This window comes from Carboxylicivirga mesophila (assembly GCF_018271975.1).
Classification (GTDB): Bacteria; Bacteroidota; Bacteroidia; order Bacteroidales; family Marinilabiliaceae; genus Carboxylicivirga; species Carboxylicivirga mesophila.
In genome coordinates, this window is record NZ_JAGUCN010000006.1 from 58,316 (window position 1) to 79,609 (window position 21,294).

Sequence of the window (21,294 nt, forward strand, 5' to 3'; positions counted from 1 at the left end):
AATGAATCCTTTTTTAATCTAAGAGTATGATAACTAAAAAAATATATTCTATTATTGCAATTTTGCTGGCACTTTCAATAACTGCCTGCGATATTACCAGAGAACCTTTTCAGGATTTATCAGATGACAAAGTGTTTGCTGATGAGTTAGGAATTGAAGCAGCTGCTTTGGGTACTTATGCCTTGTTGAAAAAGAATGAATTTATGCGTCCATACCATTTTCATGGTGAATTTGGAGGTGATAACATTGCATTAAGTGGTTCTACTACTGACCCTTTGTTTTACATGTACAACTATCAGCATATTCCAACTAATGGGCATTTGAATAGTTTATGGTCAACATGTTACCAAGGGATTGTAAACGCCAATAAAGTTATTGCGAATGCAGAAGAGGGTACACCTCGTATGAATCATGTGATTGGAGAAATGTACTACTTGCGTTCATTCTTCTATCTGAATCTTGTAACTATTTGGGGAAGACCTTACAACCAGGATCCTGATGGAAACATGGGTGTGCCTATTATCCTGGATGCAGAACCAGATGTTGATAATTTGCCAGGAAGAGCTAGTGTGAAAGAGGTTTATGACCAGATTCTCAGCGACCTTGAAACGGCTGCTGATTTGATGAGTGAGTTTAAACGAGTGGATAGTGAGTATCCGATTTATGCTTCTGAGCAGGCTGCGAATGCTTTGTTGTCACGCGTTTATCTTTACATGGAAGAAAATGTAAAGGCTGCTGAATACGCAACGAAAGTAATTGATTCTGGTAATTTCTCTTTACTTACAGGTTCAGCTTATGAGACTTTTCCAACGATGGTTCCAGAGGATAATCCGGAAGTAATTTTTGCCTGTCGCGCCCTGAAAGATGAGGATGACTATGGGTGGTATGCTTTTGGTGGTATGTATGCTACTATTGATGGTGTTGGTTGGGGTGAAATGTATGCTTCAGAACCATACCGTGATTTGTTGGACAAGAATCCTGAGGACCGCAGACATAAGTTTATTGAGCCGCAGTACGTGGATGATGGTACCTATGAGTTAACTTATTCATATGATAAAGCTACACCTGTTGGTTCAAGAATGTTTCAGATGTACGCTGTTACAGATAATGCAGGTACTTGGGAGTATGAATACAATGGGGGAACTCACGCTGTGATGACTGAAGAGGTGAATGGTGTAATGAAGTATTACATTACCGAAGGTGACCACATTAGTGGAAAGACCTATGTACGTATCAATATGAAGATGAAAGTTCGTAATGGTTATCCTAAGTATTTTGTCATTAAATGTTCGAACCAGGAAGGACAACCACAACTTTTCTCACCGATTATTTCTCGTTTGGCAGAAATGTATCTGAATCGTGCTGAAGTGAATGCTAAAGCTAATAAAGTTACTGAAGCATTGGCAGATGTAAATGTAATCAGAGAACGTGCGGGTATTCCAACTTATACAGAAGTGCCAGATGGTATGACTATACTTGAAGTGGTATTGGAAGAGCGTCGCCTGGAGTTGGCCTATGAAGCTCACCGTCGTTACGATATCTTCCGTAATGGTCTGACACTTGATCGCAAATATCCGGGTACACACGATAAAGGTTCAAATGCCTTACTGACAGTACCGGCTAATCATCCGAGGGTAGTAGATTATATTCCTGAAGCACAGATTTTGGCGATGCCAAATCTGATTCAGAATCCATAATATTTGCCTGAATAATTTAAGAGAGACTTTGCCAGGTAAAATCATGCCAGGTAAAGTCTCTTTTTCTAAAAAAATAAAGACATATGAAATATTCAAAACAATTCATTGCGTTTATTTTATCCATATCCCTGGTGAGCTTTATTATTTCTTGTGATGGAGCTAATGGAGATGAAGATACCGATCCTCAACCGGAGACAAAAGAACCTCCGAAAATGTTGACTCAAGTTCCTGCAGAAGGAAATAGTTGGTTCCTAATAAACGTGGGGACAGCTCAAATGCACTCGAAAGATTTTAAAGGTAATAGCTGGTCATCAACTCAGTCGGTTTTACGTACTTATTTTCATCTCGAAAAGGCAGGTACAGTGCATATTGGTATTAAGGGTAAGGTAGTTTCCGGAACCTCTACTATTGAAGCAACTTTTCAGGGGGAATCTAAAGAGGTTACCATGAAAGATTCATATACAGGAGTAGTTTATATTGGTTCCTATGAGGTGGCATCTGCCGGGTATTATCACCTCGACTTAAAGGGAATAAAAAAAGTGGATGTTCAATTTGCTGAACTTGAACATATTGCCCTGGGTGGTGATGCAACCAGTGCAGGCGTTAATTTTTCTAATGAAGATTATTTTTACTGGGGACGTCGTGGGCCTTCAGTACATTTAGGGTACCAGGTGCCGACAGAAGCGAGCGATGTGCAGTGGTTTTATAGTGAGGTGCAGGTGCCGGAAGGAAATGATGTGATAGGCTCATACTACATGGCCAATGGCTTTGGACAGGGGTATTTTGGAATGCAGGTAAATTCAAGCAGCGAAAGACGGGTGCTATTTTCTGTTTGGAGTCCATACCACACCGATGATCCCAATAGTATCCCAGAAGATCAGAGAGTGAAGCTAATCTCTAAAGGGGAACTAACAATTACCAACGATTTTGGCAATGAGGGTTCAGGAGGCCAGAGCTACATGGTACATAATTGGGAAGTTGGTCGTAAATATGGTTTTCTCCTGAGAGGCGAACCAGCGGCCGATAATAAAACTGAGTACAAAGCTTACTTTTTTGATTCGAAAGAAGAGAGGTGGCATTTCATTGCGCATTGGAGTCGACCAGAAACTTCAACCTATTTGACGAACTTGTATTCTTTTCTTGAGAATTTTAATACGTCAACAGGCCCGCTGGGACGCATGGCCTATTACGGTAATCAATGGGTTTATGATACAACTGGCAAATGGTATGAGGTAACAAGTGCCAAATTTACAGCTGATGCAACAGCTCGTGATAAAGCCCGTATGGATTATGCCGGAGGCTATGTGGCTGGTGATGATGGATTTTACCTTAAAAACTGTGGGTTTTTCAGTGAAGTTTCTACGCTGGATGTTGTTCATAATCGTCCTGCAGGTGGCACTGCGCCAGTCATCGATTTTGACGCGCTTCCATTGAATTAGTAAATAGGACAGGAAAAGTGAAATAAACTAAAAAATATGATTTCTTCTTGAAATATCGTATTATTTTGGTTTATTTCACACCTTTGTTATAGGGTGTAAGGCCCCTGGAACCGTCTTACAGATAAGAAACAAACAATGCAATAGTGCCGATGGATTTTAAGAAGGATACAGATCATCTTATTATAAAATCTTTATCCAACAATTTGAATAAAGAAGAACAGTCGCGTCTGGATCAATGGTTAGCTGATTCAGAGCATAATGAAGATGAGTATTCTGCTTACTCCGAATTGTGGAAGCGTTCAGAAAAACTTGCTTTATCTGATGAGATTGATGTAGACATGTCTCTTGCCGCTACCAAAAGCCGGATGAACTTCAATTCCACAAAGCAAATTTGGTTGAATCGTTTACAGCAAATTGCAGCCATATTGGTTGTTTCTATAGCTATCTCAACTGTTTTACATTTCTGGACAAGCTCTGAAGCTGAAGATGCAGTTTATCAGGAAATCGCAACAGCTTTTGGTGTTCAAACCAATGTTACTCTGGCCGATGGGACTGTGGTATGGCTTAATTCCGATAGTAAGCTTCGTTTTCCTGTGTCTTTTGACAATATGAAGGAAAGAAGGGTTGAATTGTTAGGGGAAGCATTTTTTAAGGTAGCGCATAATGCTGAGGTGCCTTTTATTGTTAATGCCGATGAGTTGGATGTTAAAGTTTTGGGAACTTCGTTTAATGTCACAGCATGGCCTGAATATGATAAATGGAGTGTTGCTTTAGAGGAGGGAAAAGTTAGTCTGTTTAATGCTAAATCCGATTCTAAGAAAGCACTACTTACAATGAAACCTAATGAAGTGGTAACTTTTGATCGTGAATCAAGAAGTTTAAATGTGGCTCATGTTAATGATCTTGAAAGGTATAGTGAGTGGAAGGATGGTCGTTTAGTATTTTTGGGAGATGACATCGAAACAGTGATGCAAAAGCTGGATAAGTGGTATAATGTGGAAACGGTTATTGCCGATGAAGCACTCAAAGATTTTCACTTTACTGCTACTTTTACTAAAGAAACACTCAACCAGGCTTTAAGTCTGTTATGTAGTACCTCAGGTATAGCATACAAGATAGAGGCTGCTGTGCAAATGCCAGACGGAAACTACACGAAGCGAAAGGTGGTACTGTCTTCGATAAAATAAACTGGACAACAATAATAAAAAACAGAGGGGTGATGACGCACTCCTCTGTTTTGCAACTTATACCCAAATGTTAATCAGGTAAAATAAATGTTAATTTAAGCTAAAGGCAAAAATATGAAAAAATAGAAACAACCGGTTATTTCCGATGAGATATATAGAAAAAAAAGTGTCAGTATGGAGAAGCTTATTGTTGACAATCATGTTGGTCAATGCCTCTCTAATACCTGATCTGTGTGCGCAGGAAAATGGGATTCACCTGGATGAGAAAGATGTTTCCATTAAGGATGTATTGCGGAAAATTGAAAGAATGAATGGTTATTTCTTCCTCTACAACAACAATCTGATTGATGTGGAGCGTAAGATTGATATACAAGTCTCCAATGCTGTAATTGATGAGGTTATTCCTCTTATTTTCAGCAATCAAAAAGTTAATTACGTCATTCATGACAGGCAAATTGTTCTTTCACCTTATGAGCTGCAGGCATTTAAAGGCCGTGAGTATATAGCGCAGGGGAGGGTTATTGATGAACAAGGGCAGCCCCTCATTGGTGTGGCCATTGGTGTGTTAGGTACAACGCGAGGTACAATTACGAATATGGAAGGGCAGTTTAAAATTGAATTGGATCGTCCGGTTGCTGAATTGATATTTACTTTTGTTGGCATGAATACTATTCGTTTTGACTATCAAGGCGAAGAAGATATTCAGGTTGTGATGTCGGCCAAAAATCAATTGATTGATGAGGTGATTGTTGTAGCATATGGTCGGCAGGCTGCCATGACGGTCACCGGGGCTGTACATTCCATCAATATGCAAAAAGTTGAGAATGCAGGTGTGCCTCAGGTGGCCAATTTGGTGCAAGGAGTTGCTCCCGGATTATTGGTGATTAATTCATCAGGTATGCCGGGTGAAAAGCCCAAAATGCGTATCCATGGCGAAGGTTCGTTCAATTATTCCAACGAGCCTTTGTGGGTGATTGATGGTATAATTTATGGGCACTCTTCCCCGGATATTAACCCCACCGATATAGAGTCGGTTTCTGTATTGAAAGATGCTGCTGCTACAGCACTTTACGGTTCCAGGGCTTCAAATGGCATCATAATGGTTGAAACAAAGGTTGGAAAGTCTGGGCATAATGCCTTTACTTTTAACTCCAACGTGGGTGTTACTCAGCTCAACCAAGGGCGTTTTCAGATGATGAACGGGAAGGAGTTATATGATTATACCATTGGTTTTGTCAATGATCAAAATCAATTTACCATGCCAGATCCTGACTCTGATAATGTTCTTAAAAGTACCAATTGGCTCGATATTGTATCAAAAACGGGTGTTGTTCAAGATTATAATTTGTCATACGAAGGCGGCCGAAAGGGAGTGTTGATTTATGCCAACCTGGGATATTTCGAAGAAAAGGGTGCCGTTATCGGGCATGAGTGGAATAAGATTTCCGGGCGAATTAACTTTGACTACCAGGTATCAGAAAAAGTTAAGATGGAGGCCCGTCTCAGCGGAGTGTTTCAGGATCGATTCAATAAAGAAAATGGAATGCTTCACTACTCATACCTGATGTTACCATGGGATAATCCTTATCACGAAGATGGAAGTATTAAATTAATTACCAGCGATGACTCCAGCATAGAGTGGTATAGCCGCTATCAGTTGAATCCGTTATATGATCAGCAATATAATTATACTCAAAGCAAAAATTACCAATACATGTCAGACCTTAAACTGGAACTTAAGCTGACTGACTGGTTGAGTTTTTCTTCCGCAAATCGACTGCACAATACGCACAGCCGATATGAAAGCATTGTTGATGCGCGTACTTCTGCTGGTATTGCTAATAATGGTTCCATTGAAAATCATTATGCTCAACGCCATTACTTTTCAACCAGTAATATCTTTCGTTTCAATATTGAACAGGAGAAACATCACCTGTTCGGCTTGGCTGCTTATGAATATTCAAAATCATACTTCAATAATATGAATGGAGCAGGCAGAGGTGTGTATTTCGATCTTGAGACCTTGAATAATACCTCGGTGCCCATGTGGCTGAATGGTACTAAATCAGAATCTGCATTTTTATCTGGCCTGTGCAATTTTCAGTATAACTACGACCAAAAATATATGATGAATGCTTCATTTAGAAGTGATGGATCATCCCGTTTTGGCAAAAATAATCGCTTCGGAAATTTCTACTCTGTTGGTTTAGCATGGGCACTACACCGTGAGAAATTTATGAGTGCTGCCGGTTTCATTGATCATCTGCGAATCAGGGCAAGTTATGGCTCGGTGGGTAATGCTAATATCAATGAATACGTGGCTTATGGGGTATATAATATGAATAATGTGCAGTACAATGGTGAGCCTGGCGGTCATCCCAGACGCCTGTCAAACCCTGATCTCACTTGGGAATCAAATTATAATGCCAACTTTGCCATTGATGCTGGTTTATTTCGTCGATTAAACCTGACACTGGATATTTACAGTAAGAAAACTGCGAATCTGATACAGGATATACCAATGCCCCTTGTGAGTGGCTTCTACTGGTACACCGACAATGTAGGCTCGATTCAAAACAGAGGAATAGACATTCTTTTGGAGGGCAGTATTGCCGAAGGACGGTCTTTTGAATGGAGAGCCAATTTTAATGTTAGCTTCAATAAGAATAAAGTGATTGAACTAAATGAAGGTGAAGAAATATTTATCGGTAATAAAATAATTCATGAAGGCTGGGATATGAATACCTTATATCTGCGCAAGTGGGTTGGTGTGAATCCCGAAAATGGAGATCCTTTATGGGAGAAGGTCGTCATCGACGAGAATGGAGATGAGGTGATAGAAATCACCAATAATTATAGCGATGCCACGATGCAGCCCGTTGGAAGTACTTCACCGGAGTTCTTCGGAGGTTTTTCCAATACATTACGCTATAAGCGCTTGAGTATGATTGCTGATTTCAATTTCGTTTATGGTAATCAGATTTATAATAGTTACCGCGAATTGTTTGATAATGACGGAGCTTATCCCAGTTATAACTCCATGAAACTACATTCGGGTTGGAAGCGATGGGAAAAGCCAGGTGATGAGGCCACTCATCCCAAACCTGTGTTTCAGGGTAACAGGTTATCCAATAAGAGTTCGTCGCGTTATATTGAAGATGGCAGTTATATACGTTTGCGGCAACTGGTGTTACGCTATACGTTACCCGAAAAGTATATCAATCGGATAGGCCTGAAAACGGCAGAGTTGAGTGTGTCTGGCGCTAACTTATGGACATGGGCTAACTTTTCAGGTATGGACCCGGAAGTTGGTATTGAAGGTTATTCCCAAGCGTTGTATCCGGTGACACGTAAGTTTATGCTTGGAGTTGATATTAGTTTTTAATGCAGACAATGGTGAGTATTATGAGTAGAAATATTTTTTTACTGGCAATTGGCTTAGTTTTATTGCAGGCTTGCAATCTGGATTTAGAGCCTTATGAGGGACTGCCCGAATCTGAACTTATTGACAGTGACCATGGGATAAAAGGAATTACAGTTGGTAATTATAACTACTTGAAGGACTCGTATTATCAGCGCAACTTTCATTTTTTTGGCGAGTATGGCGGTGATAATATTTCACTGAGTGGAACCACCACGGATCATTTGTTTTATTGTTATAACTACCAGCATTTCCCGGCTATGTCCAGTACAACCAATTTCTGGGAAAAGGCCTATCAGTTGGTGGTTGGTTGCAACAAAGTGATATTGAGTGTAAACACAAAAACAGCATCAGCTCAACAGCGTGAACTAAAAGGTGAAAACTTGTTTCTACGGGCGCAAACCTTCTTTCATCTGTGCAATACTTTTGGCAGACCATACTATCAAGATCCTGAAAATAATCTGGGAATACCCCTAAAGTTGGATGATGACCTTGAAAATATTCCGCATCGTTCAAGTGTTGAGGAAGTTTATCAGCAGGTTATATCAGATTTAAAGGAGGCAGAACAGCTCATGACTAGCCGCAAACCAAATATCTACGCTACAAAGGAAGCTGTTCAGGCGCTCTTGTCAAGGGTTTACCTATACATGTCAGGAAGCATTGAGAATCCCAATAAAGAGTATGCCTTAATGGCGGTCGAATATGCCACAAAGGTGATTGATTCAGAGATATTTCACCTGCTTAATACGGAGGTTTATAAGACTTATTTTCAATTAGCTCCGGAAGAAAATATTGAAACAATTTTTGCGGTGAAGCATCTTCCGGACATAGATGATCGAGGCTGGAATTCCATCGGTTCAATGTATAACTATGTTAATCAGCAGGGTTGGGCTGAGATGTTTGCTTCTGAACCATATCGTGAGCTTTTGGGCCAGAATATGGAAGATGTACGCCACTCATTTATAGAACCTCAGTATGAGCAGGACGGCGTTACCTTACAGAAACGTAATGGCTATCCCAAATACTATATCAATAAATTCTCTTTGCAGGAAGGATACCCAACACTTAGTTCGCCCGTATATATTCGTCTTGCGGAAATATATCTGAACCGGGCTGAAGGGAATGCCCGGGCAGGCCATGAGCAGGCTGCTCTGGATGATGTGAATTTACTTAGGGAGCGCGCCGGTCTTTCAGGTCAACAGCTATATACGATTGATGATCTAAAAGGAAGAGAAAGCGTTTTGGCAGTTGTGCTGGAAGAGCGCCGACTTGAGTTGGCTTTTGAAGCTCATCGACGTTGGGATATATTCAGAAATGGTCTGACATTGGATCGACGTTATAGTGGAGTGCACGAGAATGATTTTGAAACACTACTCATTTCTCCTGAACATCTAAGGGTTGTATTTTTTATTCCCGAATCACAAATGATTGTGCAGGATAATCTGGTTCAAAATCCATAATGAAATTAAGACACTGCTGATATATGTTAGTTTTATAAGGGTGCTTATTGTTGAAAATAATTAATTAGCTTTCCTGAATTGCATGATGATTTTTGTAGCGTTCGTCAATTAATTGGTTATTTGGATTATAAGCTGTTTGATGCCGGAAATTTATACCTTTTTGACGAAAATATCCTCCTTGATGCTAAGCGGATGAATATCAATTATATGCGTTGGTCTCTAAAGGAGGCTATGGTTTTTTTATCTCGCTCATATATCCGTAGATGGGATTATTTAACTGCCTTAAAGCTCTCATTTATTGGTATTAAAACTCTGTACCCTTATTTGCTTAAAATTTGCACCTGTTTCCGCGTCGTTTATGTCAATTTTGAAGATGACTAAAAACTAGTAATATGACATCAAGAAGATCTTTTTTAAGGAATATGGCGATGGGTGCAGGTGTTGCAGCAGCAGCTCCATTGGCAAGTTGCAACACGCGCTCAAACGAGAAAGAAGCTGTTGCTTATATACGCGAGAATGCTGAACGTGTACCAAAGATGGAATTCAATATGTGTGGGTATGCCGCACCAAAGCTTGATAAAGTACGTGTCGGTTTTGTTGGTATTGGCGATAGAGGTATTGGTGCAGTTGATCGTATGGGTTTCATTGAGGGAGTTGAAGTAACAGCTCTTTGCGATACGCGTCAGGCGGCTATTGATGGAGCGCAGGCTTCATTGGCAAAATCAGGTTTGCCAAAGGCTAAAGAATTTACAGGTAGCGATACGGCTTTTAAAGCTTTATGCGATAGTGGCCTGGTTGATTTGGTATATATTGCCACACCATGGGAATGGCACGTGCCTGTTGCCCTGGCTGCAATGCGCGGTGGTAGTCACGCTGCTGTGGAGGTATCAACGGCTAAAACCATGGACGAGTGCTGGGAAATGGTGGAAGTGTCGGAGCAAACTAAAAAGCACTGCGTGATATTGGAGAACTGCTGTTATGATTTCTTCGAACTGTTGACATTGAATATGGCTCGTCAGGGTGCTTTTGGTGATCTGGTGCATGGCGAAGGAGCTTATATTCACGATTTGGATTACTGGCACTTTAATAAGCCACAGGATGATAAACCACGTGGTGATGGTGCTTACGACAAGCTATGGCGCTTACATGAAAATACCCGCAAAGCCAATGTGTATCCAACACATGGTTTAGGACCTATTTGCCAAGCCATGGATATTAACCGTGGTGATAGAATGGATTACCTGACAGCTATGATGTCGGATGATTTTACTTTAAAGCATCGCATCAAAGAGTTGGCACCGGACAGACCTGATTTGCAGCAGTTCATTGGCAAAGAAATGCGCGGTAATATGGATATGCAAATGATTAGAACGGTAAAAGGTCGTACCATCATGATTCAGCACGATATCAGTTCTCCTCGTCCTTATTCACGTATCCACATGTTAAGCGGTACCAAGTGTTTTGCACAAAAATGGCCGTTGCAGCACATTGCTTTTGGACATAGCAAGGCTGATGATGCTAAAATGAAGGAATTGCAGGAAAAATATACACCTGAAATTGTAAGGCGTATTGGAGAGATGGCCAAGCAGGTAGGTGGTCATGGAGGTATGGACTTTATGATGGACTGGCGTTTAATCGACTGTCTGCGCAATGGCTTGCCGATGGATATGGATGTATACGATGCGGCAGCCTGGAGTTGTATCACGCCACTAAGTGAATGGTCTATTTTAAATGGTTCGAAGCCTATTGATATTCCTGACTTTACAAGGGGCAAGTGGAAAACAAATAAACCTGTTGAATTAACACTGAAAGGTGGCGGTACAACGGGAGTAAGAAACCTTAAGAAGGCAGATTCCAATAATCAGTTATCTGTTTAACCTAAATTCTGTCAGAAATTGCGATTTTTGACCATCTGTACTTAATTAGGATGATGCAGTCATGCGTCATCCTAATTTCTATCGATATTCAATAACCCATCCAGATAAATCTATGAAAACATTTACCTACTTATTAAGTGTTGTGGTAATGATGGTCCTTATGGCATGCTCATCAGATACTCCACAGCCACAACCAGAACCTGAAAATCCAGAAGAACCAGTCAGCTATAATTACACATCTTCGGCTAAATACAATTTGAATGTAGTTTATTTTGTTCCTAATGATATTAGTGAACGCCAGGAGTGGCATCGCCGTTTAAGTGAAATTCTTTTAAATGGACAGGATTTTATATTGAAACATATGAAGGCCTATGGGTTTGGCGACAAAACCGTTCATTTGAAAGTAGATGAGGAACATGCCCGCGTTAAAATAACGCTTGTTAACGGAAAGTATGCCACAAGCCATTATCCATCCGAAGGAGGTGGCACAAAAATAATTGAGGAACTGGAGGCTTATTTTGCTAGTCATCCTGATGAAAAAGACAGTGATCATACTTTGGTGTTAATTCCTGTAGATAACCCGGATCCGGGTCAACGAGATATTCCTTACTATGGTTATGGCCGCTATTGTTTTGCACTCGACTACAACGAAATGGATGTAGCTTATCTGAAAGATGAAGATGAACGCGGACAACGTGCCACAACATACATTGGAGGGCTTTTGCATGAGTTGGGCCATGCGCTTAATTTACCTCATAATAAACAAACAGTATCAGCCGATAAGAATCCTGAACAAGGTACTGCTTTAATGGGAAGCGGAAATTATACCTATGGAAAGTATCCTACATATTTAACCAGGGCTAGCTGTGCAATATTAAATAATTGTCAGGTAGTCAGTACTGACGAATCCACTAATTTTTATTCAGAGGTATCATTAAAGGTTACTGATATACAGGCCAAATACGAAAATTCAGAATTGAAGGTCTCAGGTAGTATTGAATGTGATGTGCCAGTTAATCAAGTGTGTTTTTATAATGATCCGGCTACAGATAACGCTGATTATGACGCAGTGAGCTGGAGTGTGGCATTGGATGGAGGCAACAGCTTTAGTGTTAATATGCCTGTTAGTGAGCTTTTTCAGCGCGGAAATACGCCATACGTCTTGCGTTTGCGCTTCTGTCATCAGAATGGAGCCATTTCCACCTATTCATACGCTTACACATTTAAGGATGACAATCTGCTAATTGAGTTTGGCGATAAGGACTATCTCGACAGGCAAGGGTGGAGCATGGTTGATTTCAGTTCTGAAGAAGCAGGCGAACAAGCAACTAATGTACTTGATGGTGATCATTCAACTTTTTGGCACTCACGTTGGTCAACAAATGCAGCTTCGTACCCGCATTACTTAACCATTGATATGGGACAAAGTCAGACAATTAACGGATTTACATTTGTGCAGCGCGACGGTATGCGCAAAGTAAAGGATATTGAAATATTGCTAAGTAATGATATGGAAAACTGGGAGAGTCAAGGAAGTTTTGTATTGAAGAACATTAATACAGCGCATCATATTGAACTGAATCAACCGGGTACTTATAGATATTTTAAAGTAATTGCAAAATCAGCATTTGATGGTCAGCAGTTTGCTGCTATGGCTGAAATAATGTGTTTCTAATGACAATATAAACGTATGAAAACAATCTGTAGTTTTATTCTGATATTATTAGCTGTAGTTTTTCTAAGCTGCAACGGAAGTAATACAAAACAAAAGGTGAAAACCGGTGAGGTGCCAGTCATGGGCGTACGAGTGCCTGCAGGTGGCAATACCTGGGTGGTTGATAATCCCTTTAACGGCTCCAACGTTATTGGTGAAGATGGTATTAAAAGCTGGGACAATCAATCTGATAAATTTCGTATTTACTTTAAACTGCCCAAAGCCGGGGAGTTGCATGTTGGCCTGAATGCCAAAACAGGAGGTGGTTTGTCGGTAATTAAGTGCTCCGTTAATGGTATATCAAAAGAGACTAAGGTACAAAGTGATGCATTAACAACGCATTTTGTGGGCACTTTCAGTATTGATGAACCCGGTTACCATTTTGTTGAGCTCGAAGGCGTAGCCAGAGAAGCAGGGATTTTTGCCGAAATAAAAGACGTGTTGCTGGGTGGAGAAGCTACGGTGGGTAAAATGTACTTTGTCAATGAAGAATACTACTGGGGACGTCGTGGGCCCTCAGTACACTTAAGCTATAAAGTACCTGAAGCCGCATCTGATATCGAATATTTCTATAACGAAATAACAGTGCCTGAAGGAGAAGATGTGATTGGCTCTTATTATATGGCCAATGGTTTTGGTGAAGGCTATTTTGGTATTCAGGTAAATTCTGAAACCGAGCGTCGTGTGCTATTTTCTGTTTGGAGCCCTTATCATACCGATGATCCAAGTTCTATTCCAGATGATGAGAAAATTATTCTTGTCAGAAAAGGAGAAGGTGTTACAACCGGAGAATTTGGCAACGAAGGTTCGGGTGGTCAGAGCTATTTAAAGTATAACTGGATAACAGGTAATACCTATCAATTCTTATTGAAGGGACAACCTCTCAACGACGGTTATACTCAATATTCAGCATGGTTTAAAGGGCCTGAATTGGATGACTGGCGATTGATTGCCAGCTTCAAGCGTCCCAAAACCCAAACCTGGCTAACCCATCAGTATTCATTCCTTGAGAATTTCCATACCGAAACCGGTGCTATTAGTCGTAAGGCCTTATACAATAACCAGTGGGTGCGCGATACCAAAGGGGACTGGTACGAAATGACTGAAGCTAAGTTTACAGCTGATGCTACGGCACGCAAAGAGTCGCGTATGGACTATGCAGGAGGTGTTGAAGACGGCATCTTCTTTATGCAAAACTGTGGTTTCTTCAACGAAACAACGCCGATCGATAGTTATCACCAACGTGATGCTTTGGGCGTTCAGCCTGCTATTGATTTTGATAAGCTCCCATAGATTTTTTTATTGCATACTAAAGGTGGATAATCTCTGGTTGACATTTTTGTTAATCGGGGATTTTTTATTTTGCTATTGCAGAGTAATCAGCGAAAGAAGGAATACAATTTAGTCGCAATAAACCTTGGGTTGTACAACAATAAACTATTTTTACATGCGTTCTCAATGAAGGTTATTTAATAAAGTATATCAAATAATGAATCGCTTAGCTAATATCATTTTACTATCAGCGCTTTTTATCCAAGCCGCTTTTGCACAGGACAACATATTGTTAACCATAGGAGACAAGCAGTTTTCTGTTGATGAATTCAATTACATCTATGATAAAAACAATACTTTGTCGCAAGAGCCTATTAATAAAAAAGAATACATCGATCTTTTTGTAAATTATAAGCTAAAAGTAGAAGAAGCCATTGCTCAGGGCTACGATACAGTGCCATCGTTCCAAAAAGAGCTGCAATACTATCGTGATGAGCTGGCAAAACCATACCTCAGCGATAAAAAGGCCATTGAAGAAGTAGTTGAAGAGGCTTATGAGCGCATGTGCTACGAAGTGGATGCTTCACATATTCTTATTAAACTTCCGCCATCACCTACGCCCGAAGATACCCTCAAAGCCTACAACAAGATTATGGATGTTAAACAGCAACTAGGCAAGGGTGCTGACTTTGAGGAAATGGTACTGCGCTATTCCGAAGGACCTTCGGCTAAGCAGAGTAATGGCCATTTAGGCTATTTTACGGCATTTATGATGGTCTATCCGTTTGAAGAAGCTGCTTTTGATACGCCTGTGGGGGAAGTATCAGAAATTGTGCGCACGGCCTTTGGCTATCACCTTATAAAGGTACACGATAAGCGAGAAAATAAAGGGGAAATACTGGTAGCTCATATTATGAAATCATTCCCTTATAAGGCCAGTGAAGCGATTCAGACGCAAGCCAAAATAGCCATTGATTCTATTTATCGGAAGCTGCAAAGCGGCGAATCATTTAATGCCCTGGTAGCAGAATATTCTGATGATAAACAAACAGTACCTAATAATGGTAAGTTACCATGGTTTGCTACAGGCCGCATGGTGCCTGAGTTTAGCGAGGCTGCTTTTGCCCTTACCGAAAATGGGCAAATAGCTCCGCCTGTTAAAACACAGTTTGGCTGGCACATTATAAAGCGACTGGACAGCCGACCGATAAAACCTTTGGAAGAATGTCGCGATGACATAATGCAGAAAATAAAGCAGGATGAGCGGTCGTTGGCAGGGCAAAAAGCTACAGTCGCCCGATTAAAGAAGGAGTATCAGTTTACGATTGATGCCAAGGGCTATGAGCAATTAAAGGCTTTTGTAATCAACAAGAGCAATGCCGAAGGGTGGATGGATGAACTGAAAGCCAGTTATTGGACGGTGGCCTCCTATGTCGAAGGTCAAATTTTATCAGCTGACTTTGCTAAGGAAATGGCTGCTCACCGTTTGCCTGAAGAAGGTGTGAGTGAGGAGCTGTTTACCAGGCTTTGGAATAGTTTTACTGACAAGGTGCTGATTGAAACTGAAAAGGCCAACCTCGAAAATAAGTATCCGGAATTTAGATACCTGATGGGAGAGTACCATGATGGCCTGTTAATCTTTGAAATCAGCCAAAAGGAGATCTGGAATAAAGCGTCAAACGATAGTGTGGGGCTGGCTGCATTCTATGAAGCACATAAGGACAGGTATGTGCAGGAGGAGCATTTTGATGGGCGTGTCATCTATTGCAAGACGAAAGCAGTTCATAAACAGCTAAAAAAGTTAGCAAAGAAAGGAGAGCTGCAGATAGATTCGCTTGCCCAATCGACGCGCGAAGAGTTGCTGGTGAAACAAGGTCCGTTTTACAAAGGCGATGAGGCCCAGCTGGATAAGCAGGTATGGAAAGTGAAGACGGCCGCTATTAATGCCAATTACCCCTACATGCTTAGTGATGGTCAATTGGTTTCTAAAAGGGTTCAGCCACTGGAAGAAATACGTGGGCGCGTAATTTCTGATTATCAGGAGAAATTGGAGCAGCAATGGATTGAGTCGCTTCAACAAAAATACAATCCAAAGGTCAACACTTTTGTTTTTGACTAGACAATGATATACTTTAGCCATAACATTTTCTTTTAACACAGATAGAAATGAATGGAAAGTACTCTGCAGCCGGCCTGGCAGCTGTTTTATTGGTGGTGGTAATGGCCGCCTGCAACAATTCAGGTAGTTCAATTAATGATGATCCTTTGGTACGTATTAATGAAAAGGTACTCACTAAAGGGATGATTTATCAGGCAATACCCAACAGCCTGTCAAAAGATGACAGTACCATATTTGCTCAGGATTATATCAATCGGTGGATTCGCTCGGAGTTGCTGATTAGTAAAGCAGAACTTAATTTGACACCGGAAGAGAAAGATGTGGCTCAACTGCTGGAAGAGTACCGCCGTTCGCTTTTAATACACCAATACCAGCAAAAACTGCTTGAGCAAAAGTACAGTCCGTTGATTACTTCATCCGAAATCAGGAATTACTACAATGATATGGAGGATAACTTCAAGCTGGCTGACCCTATTATTAAAGGCGTGTTTGTGATTGTGCCGCAGTCGGCTCCTAATATCAATAGTTTAAACGAGCTGTATCGGTCCGATGATTCAGAGGATTTGGTTAAGCTGGAAGCCTACTGTTTTCAGAATGCCAAAAAGTACGAGGTGTTTCTCGACCACTGGTTGGTGATAGATGATATCAATAAGTTTCTGCCCGAACCCATTAATCGGGTAGAACGTTTCCTGAGAAACAATACTTATTATCATACAACCGATTCGTTATATCAGTATTTTCTGTCCATTAAAGAGTATAAACTCAATAATGAACTGGCACCATTGGAGTTTGTAGAAGGTAAAATAAAGGCCATCTTACTCAATAAGAAACGACTGGAGTTTATTAAGCAATTAGAATCGGACTTGTATGAGGAGGCCCTGAAGAATAAGAGCATTACCTTCTATTAACAGAACCTGTCAAGGGGCTAAAAACTTATTAACTATTGGTAATAGCAGCAAAAAATTATGTAGGTTTGCAATTGCCTTTTCAGATGCCCATGTTAATTGGAGAGATAATAGTGTCCGGCACCTGAAAACAGATTATTACGAAAAAGATTATACAAACTACCGAACATGAAGAAATTCATTAAGATAAGCACGTTTATTTTATCAATATTCTTTTCATTCCAAACCCTTCAGGCACAAACTAATGTAATTGATGAAGTAATTGCTGTTGTTGGTGATAATGCTATTCTTAAATCGGATATAGAGCACCAATATGAGCAGGCTTTAGTGGAAGGCGCTAACTATGCAGGCGACCTAAAATGTCACCTTTTCGAGCAGGCACTGATTAGTAAGTTGTTGCTCAACCAGGCTAAGCTGGATAGTATTGAGGTGGGCGAAAACGAGGTGGTTAACCAGGTTGACCAGCGTATTAACTACTTTATTCAGCAGATTGGAGATAAGGAAAAACTGGAAGAATATTTTAATAAGTCATTGCTGCAAATTAAGCGCGACCAAATGGAAATGGTGCGCACGCAAATGCTGACTCAGCGCATGCAGCAGGAAATCACTAAAGATATTAAGGTAACACCAGCCGATATCAGGGGCTACTACCGCAACCTGCCCAAAGATAGTCTGCCCATGGTACCTACTCAATTTGAATTGCAGCAAATTGTGTTGCACCCAAAGGTGGACCAGAAAGAGATTGACCGTGTGAAAACACTGTTACGCGACTTCCAGAAGCAGGTGAACGAAGGACGCGATTTTGCCACCTTGGCAGTGTTATATTCTGAAGATAAAGGTTCGGCTACACGTGGTGGTGAATTGGGCTGGATGCCGCGTTCAGGGCTGGTACCTGAGTTTGCCAGTGTAGCTTTTAACCTGCAGGATAAAAAGAAAGTATCGAAAATTGTCGAAACAGAATTTGGTTTCCACATTATTCAGCTGATCGACCGTAAAGGTGAGCGTATCAACTGTCGCCATATTCTGATTAAACCAAAGGTAAATCAATCAGCCCGTGAAGAAGCAAATGCAACACTTGATACTATCAGAGGTTTAATTACGGATGAAACCATGTCGTTTGAAGAAGCTGCTCTGCGCTTCTCAATGGATAAGGATTCAAGAACCAGTGGCGGACAGATGGTTAATCCGCAAACGGGTACCTCTAAATTTGAGATAGCGCAAATACCTGTGGAGATTAATAAGCAGTTACAAAACCTGAAGGAAGGGGAGGTTTCTCCATCATTCTTTATGCTGGATGAGCGTAAAGGACAGGAAACCTACAGGCTGATTAAGCTCAAGCGCAAGTCGGAACCGCACAAGGCTAATCTGAAGGAGGATTACCAGCTATTGCAGTCGATGCTTGAAAACAGTATGCGACAGGAAACACTGGATAAATGGATTAAAACCAAGCAGCAGGAAACCTATATTACGGTTGATAAGAATTGGGTGAATTGCGACTTTGAATACGATAATTGGGTAAAAGAATAATTACTTGTTTAGATAACATATAACTCCGGTATTGTATTCAATACCGGAGTTTTTTTATCCCTTAAGCCGTAGATTGTATAAAAACAGTACAGATTTTCATGGCTGCAAATAAAAAATGCTTACATTTGAATTATTGCAACAGTTGAGGTGTGAAACGAGTAACCTATAAGTATAGAAACTCCCATTTAGAAGCTTATTTTTGGTTAATCGCCCTTGTTTCACTAGCGTTTTCCTCACCTGACAACGCAACGCATTACACGTTATGTATTTTCAAGAATCTTGGTTTTGATTTTTGTCCAGGCTGTGGCTTAGGTCATGGTATCGCCTATTTATTTCGCGGGCAACTATTGGAATCATGGCAGGCACATCCGTTGGCTTTGCTGGCTGTTGTGATATTGGTTGTTCGATCGATTAATATTTTAAGAAAGGATATAAAATTCACCATAAAAGAATAGACACTATGAATAAAATTTACACCTTATTACCAGAAGTTGAAGGGGAAGAGGCTATCTTCCTGGATTCACTTTTAAAAGATTTGAATGAGGAACAAGCGCAAAACTTTATCCTTATTTACAGGGGACGACGTAAAGACCCGCAGACCATACTGTTGACAGCTTTGTTGGGATTCTTTGGTTTTGCCGGTATCCATCGCTTTTTTATTAATCATATCGGTATGGGTATTTTGTATTTCTTTACAGCTGGCCTGTGTTTTATCGGTACAATTGTTGATTTAGTTAACCACAAAAACCTGGCGTTTGAGTATAATCAACAGGTGGCACGCGAAATTAAAATATTAATCAATTGATAGCATTCATCATCAGTTGTGCATAACTGATGGGATAGTGTTTACTACCAAAGCTCCGGATTATCGGAGCTTTTTTCTTCTTGATACGGCATGGCCTGCAAACGCTCTTCAGGAAATGGTATTAATAAGGACGCCAGGGCATTTTTGTCCTTGAGCTGTAACCAATCATCTTCCTTTCCATCGGCTAGTATAAGCGGCATGCGCGGCTCTTTGACCTTGGGATTATTATGAATCTGAGTCATTAGTTCGTTGGCTTGTGTGGTAACAATGGTGCAGGTGTGATGGCTTTGCCCGTTGTCAGGATTAATCCATTGGCTCCATAGGCCGGCCAGTTGCATTGGTTCGTTGTCTTGCCTGGCAATGTAATAGGGAATGGTTGTATTATCACGATGATGGTATTCATAAAAGCCAGCAACCGGAATGAGACATCGCCAGCTATGAGCAGCAGCCTTAAATGAGGGCTTCTCAAATATGCTCTCTCCACGTGCATTAAGTGTCTTATTCCAGATGTTATGGGCTTGCGCCGTGTTGCGAATCCAGTGAGGAATCAGTCCCCATTGTGAGAGAATGGGATGATAAGGCTCTTTATTCGTGTAGATAATGATTTTAGGGTGCGAAAAGCCCGATGCTTTTTCCAAATCTTTAAAGTCTTTCAGTTCTTCTTCATAGCGTCTGATGTCTTCAGCAATGCCATAGTGTCTGGCTCTTTTTAGTGCCTTTTCAATAAGGTATTTGGCTGTGTAACACATATTAACATGCTTTCTGTTACAACAGCCTCGGCCATAAATTTGTTGCGTGGCTAATGTGGTTATATCAGCTACTTTAATCAGAACAACCATCGCACATAGCAATTTGCCAATCATCAAACATGTGGGCTGTGTGGTTGTATAAACCGGTGCTAGAATAGAATTCGCCTAAAAACAGACAATGTTCAATTTTGGGCATAGTTGCGCAGTTGCGTTTGTGAATGGTTCTAACACCCTCTTTACTGGCCTTGTATTGTATGTAATAGCTATTCATGGCCAGGTATTAACTGATAACGCAAACGCGTTTTAGTCCCCTTAGGTTGGTTACTTTAATGGTTTCCTTATTCATCTCGATGAGGCCTTCGCGCATAAAGTCGTTCAACGAACGACTTACCGACTCTTTGGAAGTGCCAATCCAGCTGGCCATATCTGTGCGCGATATACGAACCGGAAAATCATTGCCTTCTTCTACCTCAAATAATTCGAGTTGCTGAACCAGTATGTTGGCCGCCCGCGCTCTAACGGTTTTCTGGCTCATGTTAACAATAGAAATGCAGGTTTCTTTCATCTCCGAACAGGCTTTCTGAAGCATTGTAAAAGCCAGGTTACTGTCTGTTTTAAAGGCTTCCTGCAGGTTGTATTCCGAAAGTTCACACAACACCGAGTTGACCATGCATTCGCAGCCGGTTACTTCAGGCTCATTGGTGAATTGTGAATAGTAGCCTACAATCTCTCCTTCGCGCACCATTCGTATTATCTGCTTAGTGCCTTTGGCTCCTACACTAAAAAGCTTGACCATGCCTTTTTTTACCAAATAGGCGGTTTTGGCTTTGCTGTTAACGTCATAAACGACTTCGCCGGTCCGGTACATTGAACACTTGTCAAATGAAGTGAATACCTGCCTGTCTGGTTCCATTGTTCTTTCCATTTGGCTTCATTTGTGGTTGTACAATTATCAGGTATAAAACGGTGGCTCTTGTTATTTATTGTAGCATTACATCGCTTAAACCTGCTGTAATTGTATAGACACCTGTAATGTTAAAATGGGTGACAGGTTAATCAAAAAAATGGCCGGGAAACTGGAAATTATGCGGCCTCTTAAGTGCTTATTTGATTGCAGGAATG

General features: G+C 40.8%; 16 protein-coding genes. 13 read left to right on the forward strand and 3 right to left on the reverse strand.

All coding sequences use genetic code 11. The features are described 5' to 3' along the window. Nucleotides 1-26 precede the first annotated feature (26 nt). From KEM09_RS06885 to KEM09_RS06945, 13 genes are all read left to right on the forward strand, one after another. Nucleotides 27-1,697, forward strand: coding sequence for a RagB/SusD family nutrient uptake outer membrane protein (locus tag KEM09_RS06885; protein WP_212227084.1), 1,671 nt, complete (start codon nucleotides 27-29; stop codon nucleotides 1,695-1,697). Between the two features lie 83 nt (nucleotides 1,698-1,780). Then, nucleotides 1,781-3,136, forward strand: coding sequence for a DUF3472 domain-containing protein (locus KEM09_RS06890; protein ID WP_212227086.1), 1,356 nt, complete (start codon nucleotides 1,781-1,783; stop codon nucleotides 3,134-3,136). A 203-nt stretch (nucleotides 3,137-3,339) separates the two neighbouring features. Continuing rightward, nucleotides 3,340-4,323, forward strand: coding sequence for a FecR family protein (locus KEM09_RS06895; RefSeq protein WP_212227088.1), 984 nt, complete (start codon nucleotides 3,340-3,342; stop codon nucleotides 4,321-4,323). Between the two features lie 145 nt (nucleotides 4,324-4,468). Further along, a complete protein-coding gene (locus KEM09_RS06900; protein ID WP_212227090.1) occupies nucleotides 4,469-7,708 on the forward strand; it encodes a SusC/RagA family TonB-linked outer membrane protein in 3,240 nt (1,079 codons plus the stop codon). A 20-nt stretch (nucleotides 7,709-7,728) separates the two neighbouring features. Further along, nucleotides 7,729-9,204, forward strand: coding sequence for a RagB/SusD family nutrient uptake outer membrane protein (locus KEM09_RS06905; protein ID WP_212227092.1), 1,476 nt, complete (start codon nucleotides 7,729-7,731; stop codon nucleotides 9,202-9,204). Nucleotides 9,205-9,596: 392 nt separating this feature from the next. Continuing rightward, nucleotides 9,597-11,081 (forward strand): Gfo/Idh/MocA family protein, encoded by a 1,485-nt coding sequence (locus KEM09_RS06910; RefSeq protein ID WP_212227094.1) that lies wholly within the window; start codon nucleotides 9,597-9,599, stop codon nucleotides 11,079-11,081. A gap of 112 nt (nucleotides 11,082-11,193) precedes the next feature. After that, on the forward strand, nucleotides 11,194-12,756 hold the full coding sequence (locus KEM09_RS06915; RefSeq protein WP_212227096.1) for a discoidin domain-containing protein: 1,563 nt from the start codon (nucleotides 11,194-11,196) through the stop codon (nucleotides 12,754-12,756). Nucleotides 12,757-12,771: 15 nt separating this feature from the next. Beyond that, entirely contained in the window at nucleotides 12,772-14,088 is a 1,317-nt protein-coding gene (locus KEM09_RS06920; RefSeq protein ID WP_212227098.1) for a DUF3472 domain-containing protein, read from the forward strand. Between the two features lie 196 nt (nucleotides 14,089-14,284). Beyond that, nucleotides 14,285-16,186, forward strand: a complete 1,902-nt coding sequence (locus KEM09_RS06925) for a peptidylprolyl isomerase (RefSeq protein ID WP_212227100.1) — start codon at nucleotides 14,285-14,287, stop codon at nucleotides 16,184-16,186. A gap of 47 nt (nucleotides 16,187-16,233) precedes the next feature. Continuing rightward, nucleotides 16,234-17,094, forward strand: coding sequence for a hypothetical protein (locus KEM09_RS06930; RefSeq protein ID WP_212227101.1), 861 nt, complete (start codon nucleotides 16,234-16,236; stop codon nucleotides 17,092-17,094). 165 nt (nucleotides 17,095-17,259) lie between these two features. Continuing rightward, nucleotides 17,260-18,618, forward strand: coding sequence for a peptidylprolyl isomerase (locus KEM09_RS06935; protein WP_212227103.1), 1,359 nt, complete (start codon nucleotides 17,260-17,262; stop codon nucleotides 18,616-18,618). A 149-nt stretch (nucleotides 18,619-18,767) separates the two neighbouring features. Then, a complete protein-coding gene (locus tag KEM09_RS22080) occupies nucleotides 18,768-19,073 on the forward strand; it encodes a DUF2752 domain-containing protein (RefSeq protein ID WP_212227106.1) in 306 nt (101 codons plus the stop codon). Nucleotides 19,074-19,078: 5 nt separating this feature from the next. Next, nucleotides 19,079-19,423, forward strand: a complete 345-nt coding sequence (locus KEM09_RS06945) for a TM2 domain-containing protein (RefSeq protein ID WP_212191242.1) — start codon at nucleotides 19,079-19,081, stop codon at nucleotides 19,421-19,423. A 44-nt stretch (nucleotides 19,424-19,467) separates the two neighbouring features. Here KEM09_RS06945 and KEM09_RS06950 read toward each other — a convergent pair whose 3' ends face one another. From KEM09_RS06950 to KEM09_RS06960, 3 genes are read right to left on the reverse strand one after another with little or no spacing between them, the layout of a single operon-like run. Continuing rightward, nucleotides 19,468-20,262: an SOS response-associated peptidase gene (locus tag KEM09_RS06950; RefSeq protein WP_212227108.1), complete on the reverse strand. Its 795-nt coding sequence runs from the start codon at nucleotides 20,260-20,262 to the stop codon at nucleotides 19,468-19,470. After that, a complete protein-coding gene (locus KEM09_RS06955) occupies nucleotides 20,246-20,443 on the reverse strand; it encodes a hypothetical protein (RefSeq protein WP_212227109.1) in 198 nt (65 codons plus the stop codon). The genes KEM09_RS06950 and KEM09_RS06955 overlap by 17 nt, the downstream gene beginning before the upstream one ends. Before the next feature lie 9 nt (nucleotides 20,444-20,452). Further along, nucleotides 20,453-21,097 (reverse strand): Crp/Fnr family transcriptional regulator, encoded by a 645-nt coding sequence (locus KEM09_RS06960; protein ID WP_212227110.1) that lies wholly within the window; start codon nucleotides 21,095-21,097, stop codon nucleotides 20,453-20,455. Between the last annotated feature and the right edge of the window lie 197 nt (nucleotides 21,098-21,294).